The sequence below is a fragment of the Streptomyces sp. NBC_00503 genome, from assembly GCF_036346895.1.
Classification (GTDB): domain Bacteria; phylum Actinomycetota; class Actinomycetes; order Streptomycetales; family Streptomycetaceae; genus Streptomyces.
In genome coordinates, this window is sequence record NZ_CP107855.1 from 4,960,648 (window position 1) to 4,975,716 (window position 15,069).

Annotated in this window: 12 protein-coding genes and 1 pseudogene; 9 read left to right on the plus strand and 4 right to left on the minus strand. The window is 72.1% G+C overall.

The window, feature by feature from the left end:
* Positions 1–285 precede the first annotated feature (285 nt).
* The gene (locus OG490_RS23140; RefSeq protein ID WP_330301017.1) at positions 286–1,044 is read left to right on the plus strand and encodes an RNA polymerase sigma factor; all 759 of its coding nucleotides are present in this window, start codon (positions 286–288) and stop codon (positions 1,042–1,044) included.
* A complete protein-coding gene (locus OG490_RS23145) occupies positions 1,044–2,123 on the plus strand; it encodes a hypothetical protein (protein ID WP_330298195.1) in 1,080 nt (359 codons plus the stop codon). Before OG490_RS23140 ends, OG490_RS23145 begins: the two co-directional genes overlap by 1 nt.
* Positions 2,124–2,355: 232 nt before the next feature.
* Here OG490_RS23145 and OG490_RS23150 read toward each other — a convergent pair whose 3' ends face one another.
* On the minus strand, positions 2,356–3,237 hold the full coding sequence (locus tag OG490_RS23150) for a L,D-transpeptidase family protein (RefSeq protein ID WP_330298196.1): 882 nt from the start codon (positions 3,235–3,237) through the stop codon (positions 2,356–2,358).
* Between the two features lie 239 nt (positions 3,238–3,476).
* Between OG490_RS23150 and leuE the strand changes: the two genes are divergently transcribed.
* On the plus strand, positions 3,477–4,154 hold the full coding sequence (leuE, locus tag OG490_RS23155; RefSeq protein ID WP_330298197.1) for a leucine efflux protein LeuE: 678 nt from the start codon (positions 3,477–3,479) through the stop codon (positions 4,152–4,154).
* On the opposite strand, the gene OG490_RS23160 is transcribed toward leuE, so the two are convergent.
* Genes OG490_RS23160 through OG490_RS23170 form a run of 3 tightly spaced genes read right to left on the minus strand, consistent with a single transcriptional unit; the run spans position 4,147 to position 7,588 of the window.
* The gene (locus OG490_RS23160; protein ID WP_330298198.1) at positions 4,147–5,250 is read right to left on the minus strand and encodes an acyltransferase family protein; all 1,104 of its coding nucleotides are present in this window, start codon (positions 5,248–5,250) and stop codon (positions 4,147–4,149) included. The genes leuE and OG490_RS23160 overlap by 8 nt on opposite strands.
* Positions 5,247–6,617: a polysialyltransferase family glycosyltransferase gene (locus tag OG490_RS23165; RefSeq protein WP_330298199.1), complete on the minus strand. Its 1,371-nt coding sequence runs from the start codon at positions 6,615–6,617 to the stop codon at positions 5,247–5,249. The genes OG490_RS23160 and OG490_RS23165 overlap by 4 nt, the downstream gene beginning before the upstream one ends.
* Entirely contained in the window at positions 6,614–7,588 is a 975-nt protein-coding gene (locus OG490_RS23170; protein ID WP_330298200.1) for a glycosyltransferase family 2 protein, read from the minus strand. The genes OG490_RS23165 and OG490_RS23170 overlap by 4 nt, the downstream gene beginning before the upstream one ends.
* 186 nt (positions 7,589–7,774) lie before the next feature.
* Between OG490_RS23170 and OG490_RS23175 the strand changes: the two genes are divergently transcribed.
* The 6 genes and pseudogenes from OG490_RS23175 to OG490_RS23200 all read left to right on the plus strand — a co-directional run bounded on the left by OG490_RS23175 (position 7,775) and on the right by OG490_RS23200 (position 15,035).
* Positions 7,775–9,169, plus strand: a complete 1,395-nt coding sequence (locus OG490_RS23175; RefSeq protein ID WP_443065858.1) for a DUF6716 putative glycosyltransferase — start codon at positions 7,775–7,777, stop codon at positions 9,167–9,169.
* A gap of 134 nt (positions 9,170–9,303) precedes the next feature.
* A pseudogene (locus OG490_RS23180) lies at positions 9,304–9,654 on the plus strand (cytidylyltransferase domain-containing protein); the annotation flags it as partial.
* Positions 9,655–10,041: 387 nt separating this feature from the next.
* The gene (locus OG490_RS23185; protein WP_330301018.1) at positions 10,042–10,953 is read left to right on the plus strand and encodes an N-acetylneuraminate synthase family protein; all 912 of its coding nucleotides are present in this window, start codon (positions 10,042–10,044) and stop codon (positions 10,951–10,953) included.
* A 148-nt stretch (positions 10,954–11,101) separates the two neighbouring features.
* Complete coding sequence (locus tag OG490_RS23190; protein ID WP_330298202.1) at positions 11,102–12,331, plus strand: hypothetical protein; 1,230 nt, start codon at positions 11,102–11,104, stop codon at positions 12,329–12,331.
* Positions 12,332–12,480: 149 nt separating this feature from the next.
* Entirely contained in the window at positions 12,481–13,740 is a 1,260-nt protein-coding gene (locus OG490_RS23195) for an amidohydrolase (protein WP_330301019.1), read from the plus strand.
* Between the two features lie 239 nt (positions 13,741–13,979).
* Positions 13,980–15,035 carry a BMP family lipoprotein gene (locus OG490_RS23200; RefSeq protein ID WP_330298203.1) on the plus strand — a complete coding sequence of 352 codons (1,056 nt, stop codon included), beginning with the start codon at positions 13,980–13,982 and terminating at the stop codon, positions 15,033–15,035.
* Positions 15,036–15,069 lie beyond the last annotated feature (34 nt).

Consider the following 15,069-nt stretch of genomic DNA (forward strand, 5'->3'; position numbering starts at 1 on the left):
CGCGCGTGGCGCGGGGCATGATGACCCGGGAGACGGCTGGGAGAAGGCCGGGAAAGGGGAGGGCGGCCGAGGCCGCCACCCCCCACAGGAGAGGCCCCGGCCGCCATCCGTCACGGACTCGTGCGACAAGCCCGTACCCCTGTCAGCGCCTTGGGTGCGTTTTGTGTCACACCTCGCTCCGCGCAGGATTGGTTGCTCGTTGTACAACTCGTGGACGAAGGTGCTTGAAACCCGTAACGTGCTGATTTGCGCCACACGTACAGGACAGTGAACGGGTTGGGGACTTTGCTGGGGGACGACGCGGAGCTGACCACCGCGGTGCTCGCGGCACAAGACGGCGACGAGATCGCGTTCCGTACTGTGTACCGCGCCGTGCACCCACGCCTGCTCGGATACGTCCGCACGCTCGTCGGGGACGGCGACGCCGAGGACGTCACCTCCGAAGCCTGGCTGCAGATCGCCCGCGACCTCGATTCCTTCACCGGCGACGCCGACCGCTTCCGCGGCTGGGCCGCCCGCATCGCCCGCAACCGTGCCCTCGATCACATCCGGATGCGCGGCCGCCGCCCCGCCGTGGGCGGCGACGAGACCGAACTGACGGGCCGCGCCGCCGACTCCGACACCGTGGCCGAGGCCATGGAGGCCCTGTCCACCAGCCGCACCATGGCCCTCATAGCCCAGCTCCCGCAGGACCAGGCGGAAGCCGTGGTCCTCCGGGTCGTGGTCGGCCTCGACGCCAAGACCGCGGCCGAGACGCTGGGCAAGCGCCCCGGAGCGGTACGCACCGCCGCGCACCGGGGCCTGAAGAAGCTGGCCGAGCTGCTCTGCGCGGAGGGCGGTTTCGGGTCGGACTCCGGTATCGGCTCCGGAACCGGCTTCGGGCTCGGAGATAATGGCAGCGGCCGCGGTACTGGTGACCAGGCACGGGACGGCGGGGGCGGGAGGGATCTCGATGCCGTACCGGCGCAGCGCGGCCATGGCGGGGGCCTCGTAGAACAAACCGGTGTGACGCATTCACGTTGGCGGACGCAGAAGGACATGTGATGGCCGACGAGCGCGACAGGTGGCTGGACAGAGCCGCGGCGGACAGACTGCTGCGCGGAGAACCGGCCACACCTGGCGCCGAGCACCACGCCCGCGCCCGCGCGGAGCGGCTGCGCGCCGCCCTCGACGCACTGGCCGAGCCGCCCCCGTCGGTCGGCGGGGAACTGCCCGGAGAAGCCGCCGCGCTCGCTGCCTTCCGTGCCGCGCGCGGCACGGTGCCGCTGACGGAGTCCGGGGGCGCCGGGATGTTCGGCTCCGCCGAGACCGTGGTGGAGCTCAGCCCGCCCGGAACGCACCGGGGCGCAGGGTCTGGTTCCGGCCACGGCCCGGGCGTATCTTCCGGTTCCGGTTCGCATTCCGGTTCAGGCCCCCGACGGCACCGCCCGGTCCGCTTCGTTCTCGCGGCGGCCGTGGCGAGCGTGGCCGTGGGAGGCCTGGCGGCCGCGGCCGGCGCCGGACTGCTGGACCACGACACCTACGAGAGCGCCGGCCGGGCCCCGGCCGTGTCGGTGGGCACCGGGGACTCCTCGGCGGCCGCGGGCGGTTCGGACCCGACGCTGATCCCGCAGCCGAAGTCCACCCGGACGCCCGGCTCCGGGACTCCGGGTGCCACTGCGGACCCGGGCAGCACCCTCGGCGCGGACGGGCGTACTCCGTCCGCACCCGATGCCGCCGCCGGTGGGATGGGGACGGGTGGCGGCAGTGCGACCGGTCCGAGCGCCAACGGCTCCACCCCGGGCAGGGAATCCCGGGACCGCTTCCTCGAAGGCGGCACGGACAATGCCGACAAGGACCGGGACAGCCGGACCGGGGCGGTCGGGATGTGCCGGGACTTCCGGGCGGGAAAGCTCGACGGCGACCGCCGCGAGAAGCTCGTACGGCTGGCCAAGGGGCTCCTGCGGATCCCGCGCTACTGCCAGACGATCCTCGACGGGAGCGCCGGCGGCGCTCCGCGGGGCGAGGCGCCGGCCGTGGTCGGCGGGAGCACCTCGACGGGGGCGCCCACCCTGACCCCGGCCGAGCCGGCCGGCGGAGCCCAGGGCGTGGACGGCTCACTGGGGCTGCACGTCCGCAGTTGAGCGGTGTCCGGGCGCGGGACCGGGTATCGGACAGTGTCCTGAAACGATCCCTCGCACCGGCTGTAACACTTTTCGAACCGACGGCGCAGTACATATCGAGCCGACTGGTCATCGGCCGCGCATGAGCCGGGGTTCCCCCCGTACCCCTGGGCTCTGCGCAACCGGCGCGGGCGGGATTCGTTCCCCCGATCCCGCCCGCGCCCTCAATCTCCGACCGGCCGGCCGGTCCGGCTCACCAGTAGACGACGACCTTGTCGCCGACCTGGACGGCGTCGAACAGCTTCGACAGCTTGGCCTTGTCCCGGACGTTCACGCAGCCGTGCGAGGCGCCGGCGTAACCGCGGGCGGCGAAGTCAGCCGAGTAGTGCACGGCCTGGCCGCCGCTGAAGAACATCGCGTACGGCATGGGCGTGTGGTAGATCGTCGACGTCCACTCCTTGGCCTTCCAGCCCACGTCGAACACGCCCTCGCGGGTCGGGGTGTTCTCGGAGCCGAAGCGGACGTCCATGGTGGAGACGACCTTGCCGTCGATCATCCAGGCGAGCGTGCGGCTCTCCTTGCTGATGCACATCACCCGGCCCGTCATGCAGCGCGGGTCGGGCGCGTCCGCCTCGTTGACGGTCGACGGGTTCAGCTCGTCGGCGGTGGGCTTCTTGGTCAGGCTCTGGATCTTCGTCCAGGTGGGCTCGTCCACGCCGCCCGTGGCGGTCAGGCCGTTCTTCGACTGGAAGGACTTGACCGCGGCCGTCGTCTTGGAACCGTAGAAGCCGGTCGGGGCGACCGACATCAACTTGAGCTGACGCAGCCGGGCCTGGAGATCGCGCACCTGGTCGCTGTCGTCGCCGTTCGACATCACCTGCTTGACGGTCGGCTTCGCGGAGGCGGAAGCGGACGGGGAAGCGGACTCGGAAGGCGAGGTGGACGGCGAGGCGGACGGTGACGCGTCGCCGGGCTTGGCGTCCGAGGACGGCGAGGTGGAGGCGACCGCCGTGGGCGAAGCGGGCGCGGAGGGGGAGCCCTTGGACTCCGCCTTCTGCGGACCGCAGGCGGTCGCGGCGAGTGCGACGGCGGTGGCCAGGCCAAGAGCTCGGATTATGACTTTCTGTCGGTGCATTGCAGTCCCCCGGTTTCTACGACGTGTATCTAGGTGATGCCTGGCGGGCGTCGACAGTTGCAGGGACGGCGGCGATGTTGCGCCATTGTGACCAGCGCCTGTGGGCAGGGGAGGTTCTACCAGTCCGGGGAGGCTCGCAGCCACTGCGGAACCCGCACTCGCACACACGCTCCAGCGGGGGGACCACACTGTGAAACTCACTGGCGCGACAGGTGCGTCCCTATGGGACACTCCTGCACATGCTGGGTGTCACAGACCTTCCGACGTATCTCGCCGGCCTCGTGCTGATCATTTTGCTGCCGGGCCCGAACTCGCTCTACGTGCTCTCCGTCGCCGCGCGCCGCGGAGTGCGCAAGGGGTACACCGCGGCCTTCGGCGTGTTCACGGGGGACGCCGTCCTCATGACCCTGGCCGCCGTGGGCGCCGGGGCCCTGCTCCAGACCAGCCCGATGCTCTTCGGCATCGTCAAACTGCTCGGCGCCGGGTACCTGACCTGGCTCGCCGTCGGAATGCTGCGGGGCGCGTGGACGATGTGGCGCGCGCGGCGCGAGCGGGACGGGGCCCAGGAGCGGGCCGGGGCTCCGGTGGCCGAGGCCGCCGACGGCTCCGCCGGGGACGGGGCCGAGCGGCCCTACCGGCGGGCGCTGCTGATCAGCGTGTTCAACCCGAAGGCCATCCTGTTCCTGATGTCCTTCTTCGTGCAGTTCGTGGACCCCGGCTACGCCTACCCGGCGCTGTCCTTCCTGCTGCTCGGCGGCCTGCTGCAGATCGGCAGCTTCCTGTACCTGACCACGCTGATATTCGGCGGGACCCGCCTGGCCGCCGCCTTCCGGCGCCGCAAGCGGCTGTCCGCCGGGGCCAGCTCGGCGGCGGGAGTCCTGTTCCTGGGCTTCGCCGCCAAGCTCGCCGTCAGCTGAGGGCTCTGCGCAGTTTCGGGCCGAAGGGACGTTCCACCAGACGGTGGATCGCCCAGGCCAGGCCCAGCATGAACACCACCGTCAGCGCGAAGGTGGCCGGAGCCGGGATGCCCGCCGTCCGGTGCAGGGCTTTGATGACCACGAAGCCCAGATGCTCGTGGACCAGGTAGAACGGATACGTCAGGGCCCCGGCCACCGTCAGCCACTTCCAGCGCGCCCAGCCGAGCTTGCCGAGCGCGACCAGGGCGACCACCGCGAAGCCGGCCGTCACGATCGCGATGATCACCAGCGAGCTGCGGTACGAGAAGGCCTTCGGGTTCGGCGCGTGCCACAGCCCCGCCACCGCGTAGTGCTGCCCGATCAGCCAGCCGGTCACGGCCGCGGCCCAGGCGAGCTTGTCGCGGTGGTCGCGGTGCACCAGGTACAAGCCGATGCCGCCGATGAAGAACGGCGCGTACTGCGGCATCAGGGCCTGGCTGAGGAATCCCTTGCCCATGGGATCGGCGACGTTCGCGAGCACCGCCGCGATCGTCCAGACGCCGCAGAACAGCAGCGTCCGCCGGCGGCCTCCGCCCGGCAGGATCACACAGAGCGCGAAGAGGACGTAGAAGCGCAGCTCGACCCAGAGCGTCCAGCACACGCCGAGCACCCGGTCGGCGCCCAGCGGCTGCTGGAGCATGGTCAGGTTGAGCAGGAGGTCCGACGGCGAGACCCGTTCGACCGCCACGGTGACCAGCGCGATCGCCACCCAGTACGCCGGGTAGAGGCGGGCCGCGCGGGAGGCGGCGAACTCGCGGACCGTGCGCCCCTGGGCGCTCATGCAGATCACGAAGCCGCTGATGATGAAGAAGATCTGCACGCCGAGCGGGCCGTACGCCAGCCAGGTCGAGGCGCTGGGGAACAACTTGTTCGGCGAGGCGCCCCAGGACTTGGCCACCTCCCCGCCGCGGCCGCCGTAGTGGTACCCGCAGACCATGAGGGCGGCGAGCAGCCGCAGCCCGTCCAGGGCCCGGAGCCGGTCGGAGCCGGACTTCGGCCCCGACTTCGGCCCGGACTTCGCATCGGTGCGCGCGCCCGGTACCACGGTGGCGGTCATCGCTTGCCTCTCAGACGGCGGACCCGGCGGGCGCGGCGCACGGCGCTGCGCAGGACCGGGCTGCGGGTCAGGAACGCCAGTTGCGCGGGGATGCCGCCGGGCAGGCCCTGGCTCGCCAGGCGGCGCCGGGTGAAATAGCGCCAGGTACGGGCGTCCAGGTGCCGGGTCAGGTACTCCTCGGCCGCCGCGCGGTGCTGCGTGAGGATCCGCGGCTGCATCACGAAGCCGACCGCGGTCAGCAGACCGCCCAGGCGGGACTGCACCTCGGCGGGTCCCGGGGCGGTCCAGCCGCGCACGGCCGCGGTGTCGGCCAGGTCGGGCAACAGCGTGTCCACGATCGTCAGCGGGACCCGGTTGCTGTTCTGGTACGGGGTGAGCCGGGCCAGTACGGTCCCCGTCCCCGCCCGCGCGACGGGCAGCCCGAACAACGTGGACGCCGTCAGCAGCCCGGTGGAGAAGCAGCCGACCACCAGCGCCGGGTGCAACTGCTGGTAGAGGATCTCGGCCAGCACGGGAGTGTCCATGACGGTCAGGCGGGCGCCGAGCCGCTCGGCCTCCGCCTCCGCCCGGCGGGAGTGGACGGCCGGGGCGCTGGGATGCGGCTTGAAGATCAGCTCCCGGTGTCCAAGGGCGTACGCGCCGCGCACCATCTCGGCGTGCAGGTCCTCTTCCTGCTGCGCGGAGATGAGGTCGAGCGCCGAGAGGTACTGGCCCAGGAGCAGCGCCGGGGCCTCGCCCGCGGCCCGGGCCGCGGGGAGCTGCCCGCCGTCCGGAGCCGACGCGGCCAGTGCGGCCAGCACCTTGAGGAACTCGTCGGTCGGCACCAGCTCCGCCGGCACCCCGAACTCCGTGAGGAGCAGCGGTTCCAGCCCCGGTACGAGGTCCAGGTGCAGCACCCGCCGCACCCGCATCCCGATCTGCGGGTCGAGCCGGACGCGCGTGGGTCCGTAGCTCATCAGCCCGTCGGCGTAGACGTCGACGGCGGCGCCCGGGAAGAGCTGGCACAGGGCCTGCGCGGGCGGCACCTGGAGGGACTCCACGATCAGCTCGACCCGGTCCTCGCCGAGACCCCACAGGGTCCGCAGGTACCGCTCCCACAGCGGGACGTCGTCGGCGCGCGGCGACCAGGAGCCGGGGTGCTGCGGCTCGATGACGGTGTTCCAGTCGAGCACCTGGTCGAAGCGGGTGCTCAGCGTGGCGAAGCCGGGCATGTCGGCGAGCCGGGGGTTGATCTCGGCGGCGACGGAGTGGTTGCTGGTCAGCAGGATCCGGCGGTCGGCGGGCGGGAAGCTGCCGGCGTCGACGGCCGCGGCGAGCGTGGCCGTCCCGTAGAGGGTGGAGGCGATGAAGATCTGGGTGAGACTCACGCTGCCGCTCCCGACGGGGTGCGGCGGCGGAGCCGGCGCAGCAGGGCGGAGCGTTCGGCGTCCATCGAGGAAAGGGCCTGGTCCAGCACATCCTGCGGCATGCGCCCGAGCGCGGCCGCGCTCATCGAACGGAGTTTCCTGGCCACGGCCGGTTCGAACCTTTCGATGGATCCGATGTGGTGCGCGATAATCGCGCAGTACGTCCGGACGGCTTTGGGGAGGAGAAGATCGGATTCCCGGTCGGCGGCCGTCTCCTCCACCACCTGGTCAAATGCTCGAATGAAATCGAGCTGACGCTCGTCCCCGATTTGTGTGAGCGAGGTGGAAACTCCGCGCCGGTAGAAGATCCCGGGCAGGCCCACCGCCGCGAAGGACCGCGCCTCCCGGTGCAGCCGCCAGATCCACGGCCGGTCCTCGGCCGTCCGCAGACCGTCCGTGAAGTGCAGCAGCCCTCGGTCCAGCAGCCGCCGGTGGTACATCCCCGCCCACGCGAACGGATAGTCCACCGAGGTGGCCCGGGAGGCGGGCAGGATGCCGGTGCGGGGATCGGCCACGAACGACTCCGGGCCGTACGGGACGCGCTGCACCGAGCGCTCCCGGCCGGTGCACCTGACATGGTCGTTACGGACGAAGTCGCAGCTCAGAGCCTCGATGGCGGCCAGTGTCCGGGCCAGGTGGCCGGGCGCCAGCCAGTCGTCCCCGTCCAGGAAGGCGATGTATTCGCCGCGGGCCGCGTCCAGGCCGGTGTTGCGGGCCGTCGCCAGCCCGCCGTTGCGCTCGTGTCTGAGGAGCACGGCGCCGGGCAGCTCGCGCGCCGCACGCTCCAGGAGTGCGGGCGTCCCGTCCGTCGAGCAGTCGTCGACCAGCAGGAACTCGAAATCGTCCCGTGCGTTCAGTTCGAGACTTTTCAGGGCATCCGGCGCGTATGTCTGCACGTTGTAGAACGGCACGACAATGGAGAGCTTGGGCACTCGGGAGACATTAGAGCGCCGCTCACCATTTACCGTGACCCGGACGCGGATTCCATGTGAACGACGCACGGCGGGTGTCTTAACCGGGGTGTTTCCTGGCCCTTTCGCATTTCGTCGACGGGTTGTTAACCCGCTGTTGTGCGTTCGTTGGGCCGATCACCGGAAAGGCGGAATAACTTCTGCCGGGTGCCAGCAAGCAATCGTGCGGCCGATCGTGCCGTCCTCCGAGTGGCCGTACTCGCAGATTCCGACACCCGGTGGAAATGGGGTGCGCTCACCGCGCGCCGCCTCGCCCCGGAGCCCGGCTCCGTCCACCTCACCGGTTTCCTGCTGCGGGGCCGTGCCACACCCACCGCGCGCCAGCTCGGCGAGGTCGGCGTCCGGGCCGACCGGCTGACCGAGGTGACCTGCGCCGGGTTCCTCGCGGAGCTGGCCGAGCCGGGGTCCTCGTCGCCCTCCGAGCCCGGGCACCCGGGCCCGGCCCCTTACGACGTGGTCGTCCTCGCGCTGGTCGGCGGCGCCGTGCAGGCAGTCCTTCACGGGGCCCGGGCGCTGTGGCCCGAACCGGGCGCACGGCCGGTGTTCGTCACCGGGTACGTCGGGGTCGTCTACGAGAAGCTCGCCGACGGGCTGCTGCTGCGGCACGGAGCCGACCTCGTCCTCGCCAACTCCCGCCACGACGCCGCGCGGTTCCGCGAGGTGTACGAGGGCGCGGGCGCGGATGCGGGGGCCGTCGTGGAGACCGCGCTGCCGTTCCTCGGCGGAGCGCCCCACCAGCCGGTCGGCGACACACCCCACCGGGTGGTCTTCGCCGTCCAGCCGTCCGTGCCGGACGGCCGCGCCGACCGCGCCTACCTGCTGGGCCGCGCCGCGGAGCACGCCCGGCTGCACCCGGAGCGCGAGGTGCTGATCAAACTGCGCAGCCGCCCCGGGGAGCACACCACACACCTCGAGGAGCACCCGTACCAGCGCCTGGCGGAACGGCTGCCCGGCGGCCTCCCCGCCAACTGCCGCCTGGTGTACGGGAACATGGGCGAGGTCCTGGACACCGCGGACCTGCTGGTCACCGTCTCCTCCACGGCCGCCCTCGAATCGCTGCACCGCGGGATCCCGACGGCGGTCCTGACCGACCTCGGCATCCGCGAAGCCCTGGGCAACCACCACTTCCTCGGCTCGGGCTGCCTGGCCTCCTGGACCCAGCTCGACGCGGGACTGCTGCCCCGGGGGAACCCCGAGTGGCTGGCGGCGCAGGGCGTGGCCCCCGCTGCGGCCGGCGACGCGGGAGGCGGGGCGTACGCCGCGGCCCGCAGCCGCCTCGCGGCCCTGCTGGAGCGGGGCCGGCTGCCCGCCCTCGCCCCCCACTACACGCCGACCACCGCTCCCGGATACCTGCCCGGGATCCTGGCCCGGCACCAACTGGGCCCCGACGGACGGCCCTTGCCCGGCTCGGTCCGGGCGGCCGCCGGTGAGTCCCGGCTGCGCCGCAAGCTCCGCGCCCACCTGCGCGAAGCCGCCCGCGGCGCCTACCGCCACGGCGTCCAGCGCGTCGCGCCGGTGATCCGCCGGCTGGGGGAGCTGTGAGCGCCCGCGCGGCCGGATCCGGGGTCGCCGTCAGTACCGAAGCGGACACCGGCGCCGGCGCCGGCGCCGCCGCCGCCGCCGCCGCGGTCCGGGCCGATGCCGCCCGACAGCCCGGAACCAGCCGGGTGCTGGCCGTGATCCCCGCCCGCGGGGGGTCCAAGGGGGTACCGGGCAAGAACCTCGCCGACGTGGGCGGGATGCCGCTGGTCGTACGGGCCGTCCGGGCCTGCCTCGGGGCCGGCAGCGTCACCGACGTCCTGGTGTCCACCGACTCCGATGCGATCGCGGCCGCCGCCCGCGCGGCCGGGGCCGACGCCCTGCGCAGGCCCGCCGGGATCTCCGGGGACACCGCCACCAGCGAAGCCGCCGTGCTGCACGCGCTCAACTCCTTCGAGGAACTGCACTCGGTCACCGTCGACGTGGTCCTCCTGGTCCAGTGCACCAGCCCCTTCATCACCGCCTCCGACGTCGAGTCGGTCGCCGCCGCCGTCGTATCCGGCGACGCCGACTCCGCGCTCACCGTGGCTCCCTTCCACGGCTTCCTCTGGCGGGCCGGGGCCGACGGCTCCGGAGCCGGGGTCAACCACGAGGCCTCGTACCGCCCCCGCCGCCAGGACCGTCCCCAGGACCTGCTGGAGACCGGCGCCGCCTACGCCATGTCCGCCGCCGGGTTCCGCACCGCCCGCCACCGCTTCTTCGGGCGGACCGTGCCCGTCGCCACCGATCCCGCCCGGGTCCTGGAGATCGACGATCCCCACGACCTGGCCCGCGCCCGCGCACTCGCGCCGGTCCTCACCCCTCCCGCACTTCCCGACCCCGCACCTCCTGTGCCTGCCCAGCTCCCGCACCCCGTACCGAAGGAAAGCTCTGCCATGAAGTCCAGCCCCGCAGCCGCCCGCCTCCGCACCTTCGGCTCGCGCACCGCCGGCCCCGGTCAGCCCGTGTACGTCGTCGGCGAGATCGGCATCAACCACAACGGCGACCTCGGCAACGCGCTCGCCCTCATCGACGCCGCCGCCGAAGCCGGCTGCGACGCCGTGAAGTTCCAGAAGCGCACCCCGGAGATCTGCACCCCGCGCGACCAGTGGGACATCGAGCGCGACACCCCCTGGGGCCGGATGACCTACATCGACTACCGCCACCGTGTGGAGTTCGGCGAGGCCGAGTACCGCGCCATAGACGAGCACTGCGCCAAGCGCGGCATCGACTGGTTCGCCTCCCCGTGGGACACCGAGGCCGTCGCCTTCCTGGAGAAGTTCGACGTCCCCGCGCACAAGGTGGCCTCCGCCTCGCTGACCGACGACGAGCTGCTGCGCGCCCTGCGCGCGACCGGCCGCACCGTCGTCCTGTCCACCGGGATGTCCACCCCGAAGCAGATCCGGCACGCGGTGGAGGTGCTCGGCAGCGACAACATCCTGCTCTGCCACGCCACTTCCACCTACCCGGCCAAGGCCGAGGAGCTCAACCTGCGGGTCATCAACACCCTGCGCGAGGAGTACCCCAACGTCCCGATCGGCTACTCCGGCCACGAGACGGGCCTGCAGACCACCCTGGCCGCGGTCGCGCTCGGCGCGGCCTTCGTCGAGCGCCACATCACCCTCGACCGGGCGATGTGGGGCTCCGACCAGGCGGCGTCCGTGGAGCCGGGCGGCCTGTCGCGGCTGGTCCGCGACATCCGGACGATCGAGACGGCCCTGGGTGACGGGGTCAAGCGGGTCTACGAGTCCGAGCTCGGCCCGATGAAGAAGCTCCGCCGCGTCCAGGGCGAGCTCGCCGCGGTGTGAAACGGCGGGGCGCCCCGGATCCGGCTGCCCCCGGACCCGGGGCGCCCCGCTCCTGCCCTGCCCCGCTCCACCCCTGCCCCGCCCCCGCCCCGCCCGCCCCGTACACCCGGCGTGTCGTCCCCTTCCGCCCTCTGACGAGGAGTTCCCGGTGACCCGCTCAGCCCCCGCACACCCCCCCGCCCCCGCCCGGACCCTGGCCTTCGTGGAGAGCCCCGTCCAGCTCCTCAACGTCCTCGAGTGGGCCCACGCGCGCAGCGGACCGGCATCCGAGCCCGGCAGGCTGCTCGACGGCGTGCCGCGCCAGCCCTCCCGCTCCGCCGCAGGGCCGCCCGGGCCGGACGGCGAGGGTCCGCCCGCGCGGGCCGCCAAGCAGCGCCTGGGTGAAGGGGAGGGGACGGGGGTGCGGATCGTCGTGCTGCCGCCCACCGACCCGATGTCCCGCGGGCAGCTGCGCCGGATGGCGGGGCTGGCGCGGGACGAGGGGCACGAGGTGCGCTGGCAGGAGGCGCGCGGCGGCCGCTTCGCACCGGTGAAGGCGCTCGCCGCGCTCGCGCGCGAGGTGCGGGCGGCGCGGCGGGTGGTGATAGGGGATCCCTTCTCGCGGTACGTGCAGCTCCTGCTGACCCTGGTACGGGCCGAGGAGCTCGTCGTGGTCGACGACGGCACGGCCACCATGGAGTTCGTCGCCCAGACCTCCCGCGGCGAGCGGCTCGTGCGCTGGCACCGGGTCGGCGGCGGCGGACTGCCGGGCCGGCTGCGCGAGCTGGCGTACGCACCGGTGTCGGCGAACGCCCGGCGGCGGTTCACCCCGCGCCCGGGCGGCAGCCGCCACGTCGAGGTGTTCACCTCGATGCCGGTGAGCGCCCCGCACGCAGCGATGACCGTCCGGCTCAACGACTTCGCCTGGACCCGGGCCCGCTTCGGCCCGCCGCGCCTGACCAAGGGCACCGATCTGGTCGGGACCTCGCTGGTGGAGACCGGGGTGGTCGATCCGGACCGCTACCGGGAGGCGGTCCGCGCCCTGGCCCTGGAGCACGGGGCCACGCGCTACTTCGCGCACCGCAGGGAGTCCCCGGAGAAGCTGCGCGCGCTGAGCGAGGCGACGGGGCTGGAGATCGTACGTCCGGACCTGCCGCTGGAGCTGATCGCGCGGCGTGGACCGGTCGGCCGTACGATCGTCAGCTTTCCGTCCACGGTCGTCCACACGCTGCCCTACGCCCTCACCGGTACCGGTGTGACGGTGGCCGTATGCGATGTCGATCCGCTCTGGCTCACGCAGAGCGCCTCGGCGCGGGCCCGCGGTTTTCTCGCCGGGGTCACCGACACGGCCCGCGATGTGCACAGACTTCCTGCTCAGGCGGCCCCGGCGGGCAGATGAGGGCCGGAGTGAGCGCGCGAGTTTACCCCCGCTCACATCCGGTCATGCGTCCAGAGGCCGGGTTTCTTTCCCCTAACGGCATGAACTTTTGGTGATCTCCAGCCAGTTGAGGTGGAGGTGCGCCTACCCTTAAACGGGTGAACCAGTTGATGTCCCGCGAGTCCCAGACCGCCCTGCCCGGCAAGCCCGACCGGCCCGAGCTGCCCGGCAAGCTTCCGGACCACCTGCGTGCCGAACTGATCGCCTTCCGCCGGGACTTGCACATGCATCCCGAGCTGGGACACCACGAGTTCCGCACCACGGCGGCGATCAAGGCCCGGCTGGAGAAAGCGGGCCTGCGCCCGAAGGTGCTGAAATCGGGGACCGGCCTCATCTGTGACGTCGGGACCTGGGACCGGGTGCGGCCCATGCTGGCCCTGCGCGCGGACATCGACGCCCTGCCCATCCCGGATGCCAAGACGCACGTCTCGTACCGCTCGACCGTCCCGGACCGCGCCCACGCCTGTGGCCACGACGTGCACACGGCCGTCGTCCTCGGCGCCGGCCTCGTCCTCGCCGAGCTCGACCGCCAGGGCCTGCTGCCCCGGCCGGTGCGGCTGCTCTTCCAGCCCGCCGAGGAGGTCCTGCCGGGCGGCGCCACCGAGGCCATCGACTCCGGGGTGCTGGACGGCGTGGGCAAGATCATCGCCGTGCACTGCGACCCCCGGGTCGACGCCGGGCGGATCGGTCTGCGCAGCGGACCCATCACCTCGGCCTGCGACCGGCTGGAGGTGGCCCTCGAAGGGCCGGGCGGGCACACCGCCCGTCCGCACCTGACCACCGACCTGGTGACGGCGGCCGCCCGGCTCGCCATCGACCTGCCGGCCGTGCTGGCCCGGCGGATGGACGCCCGCTCGGGCATGTCCGTCACCTGGGGCCGGATCGAGGCCGGACACGCCTGCAACGTCATCCCGATGCACGCGGAGCTGTCCGGGACCATCCGCTGCCTGGACCTGAACGCCTGGCACGAGGCCCCCGACCAGATCCACGCGGCCATCGACGAGATCGCCTCCCTGCACCGGGCCAAGTCGGAGATCACCTACGTCCGCGGTGTGCCCCCGGTGGTCAACGACCCGGTGGTCACCGAACTGCTGCGCGAGGCGATGGCCGCCCGGCTCGGCCCGGACTCGATCGAGGACACCGAGCAGAGCCTGGGCGGCGAGGACTTCTCCTGGTACCTGGAGCACGTGCCCGGGGCCATGGCCCGGCTGGGGGTCCGCACCCCCGGCGACACGGCCAAGCGGGACCTGCACCGGGGCGACTTCGACGTGGACGAGGCCGCGATCGGGGTCGGCGTGGAGTTCTTCACGGCCGCCGCCCTGCTGGACGGCCGGCCGCTGGAAGCGCGCCACGGCAGGCCCGCGGGCTGACTCACCGCCACCGACTGGCCGAAATCAGTACAGCATTCACAGCCGACCGACCGGTAGCGTCCAGCCCTTGGTACACAAGGGCTGGACGGGGCAGGAGTTACCGATCGGTCACTGTCTGGTTCACGACGATCCGATAACGACTCATGAACGGGCCTTTAACTGACATCTACGCGCGTTACGATCTCGGCGAAACCAGCGCCGGTCGTGGCGCTTCGGTCAGGTTTTGAAGGAGCCTCCCCTTGCGCCGGATCACCAGGATCGCCACCGTGGGCATCGCGTCCGCAGCGCTGGCCCTCTCGGCCACCGCCTGTGGCGGTAAGAAGTCCTCGGACTCGTCGTCGCCCTCCTCCTCCGCGGAGAAGTCCGTCGCCATCGCGTACGACATCGGTGGCCGCGGCGACCAGTCGTTCAACGACGCCGCCTACGCCGGCCTCCAGCAGGCCGAGAAGGACCTGCAGGTCAAGGGCGCCGAGGCGGAGCCCACCGACGGTGAGGGCGAGGCCGACAAGGTCCAGCGCCTGACCGAGCTGGCCCGCAAGGGCAACAACCCGGTCATCGGCGTCGGCTTCTCCTACGCTCCGGCCATCAAGAAGGTCGCGGAGAAGTTCCCGAAGACCACCTTCGGCATCATCGACGACACCTCGGTGACCGCTCCGAACATCGCCAACCTCGTCTTCAACGAGGAGCAGGGCTCCTACCTGGCCGGCGTCGCCGCCGCCAAGGCGTCCAAGACCGGCACGGTCGGCTTCATCGGCGGTGTCGAGGTTCCGCTGATCAAGAAGTTCGAGGCGGGCTTCACCCAGGGCGTCAAGGACACCAACCCGAACGCCAAGGTGCTCACCCAGTACCTGACCCAGCCGCCGAACTTCGACGGTTTCGCCAAGCCCGACCTGGGCAAGGCCGCCGCCGAGGGTCAGCTCGACAAGGGCGCCGACGTGGTCTACGCGGCCGCCGGTCTGGCCGGCTCCGGTGCCATCGAGGCCACCGCCGCCAAGGGCAAGTGGGCCATCGGCGTCGACTCGGACCAGTACAACCAGGCCGGTCTGGCGAAGTACAAGGACCACATCCTGACTTCGGTCACCAAGCAGGTCTCGCTCTCCGTCTTCAACCTGATCAAGTCGGTCCAGGACGGCAAGCCCGAGTCCGGTGAGGTCCGCTACGGCCTCGACAAGGACGGCGTCGGCCTGGCCGACTCCAACCCCGAGTACAAGAAGATGGCGGACGTCGTCGCCGCGGTCGAGAAGGCCAAGGCCGACATCATCGCCAAGAAGATCACCGTCAAGACCGCGCCGTAAGGCACTGTCTGACATGCGGTAAGCGTGGTCTCCG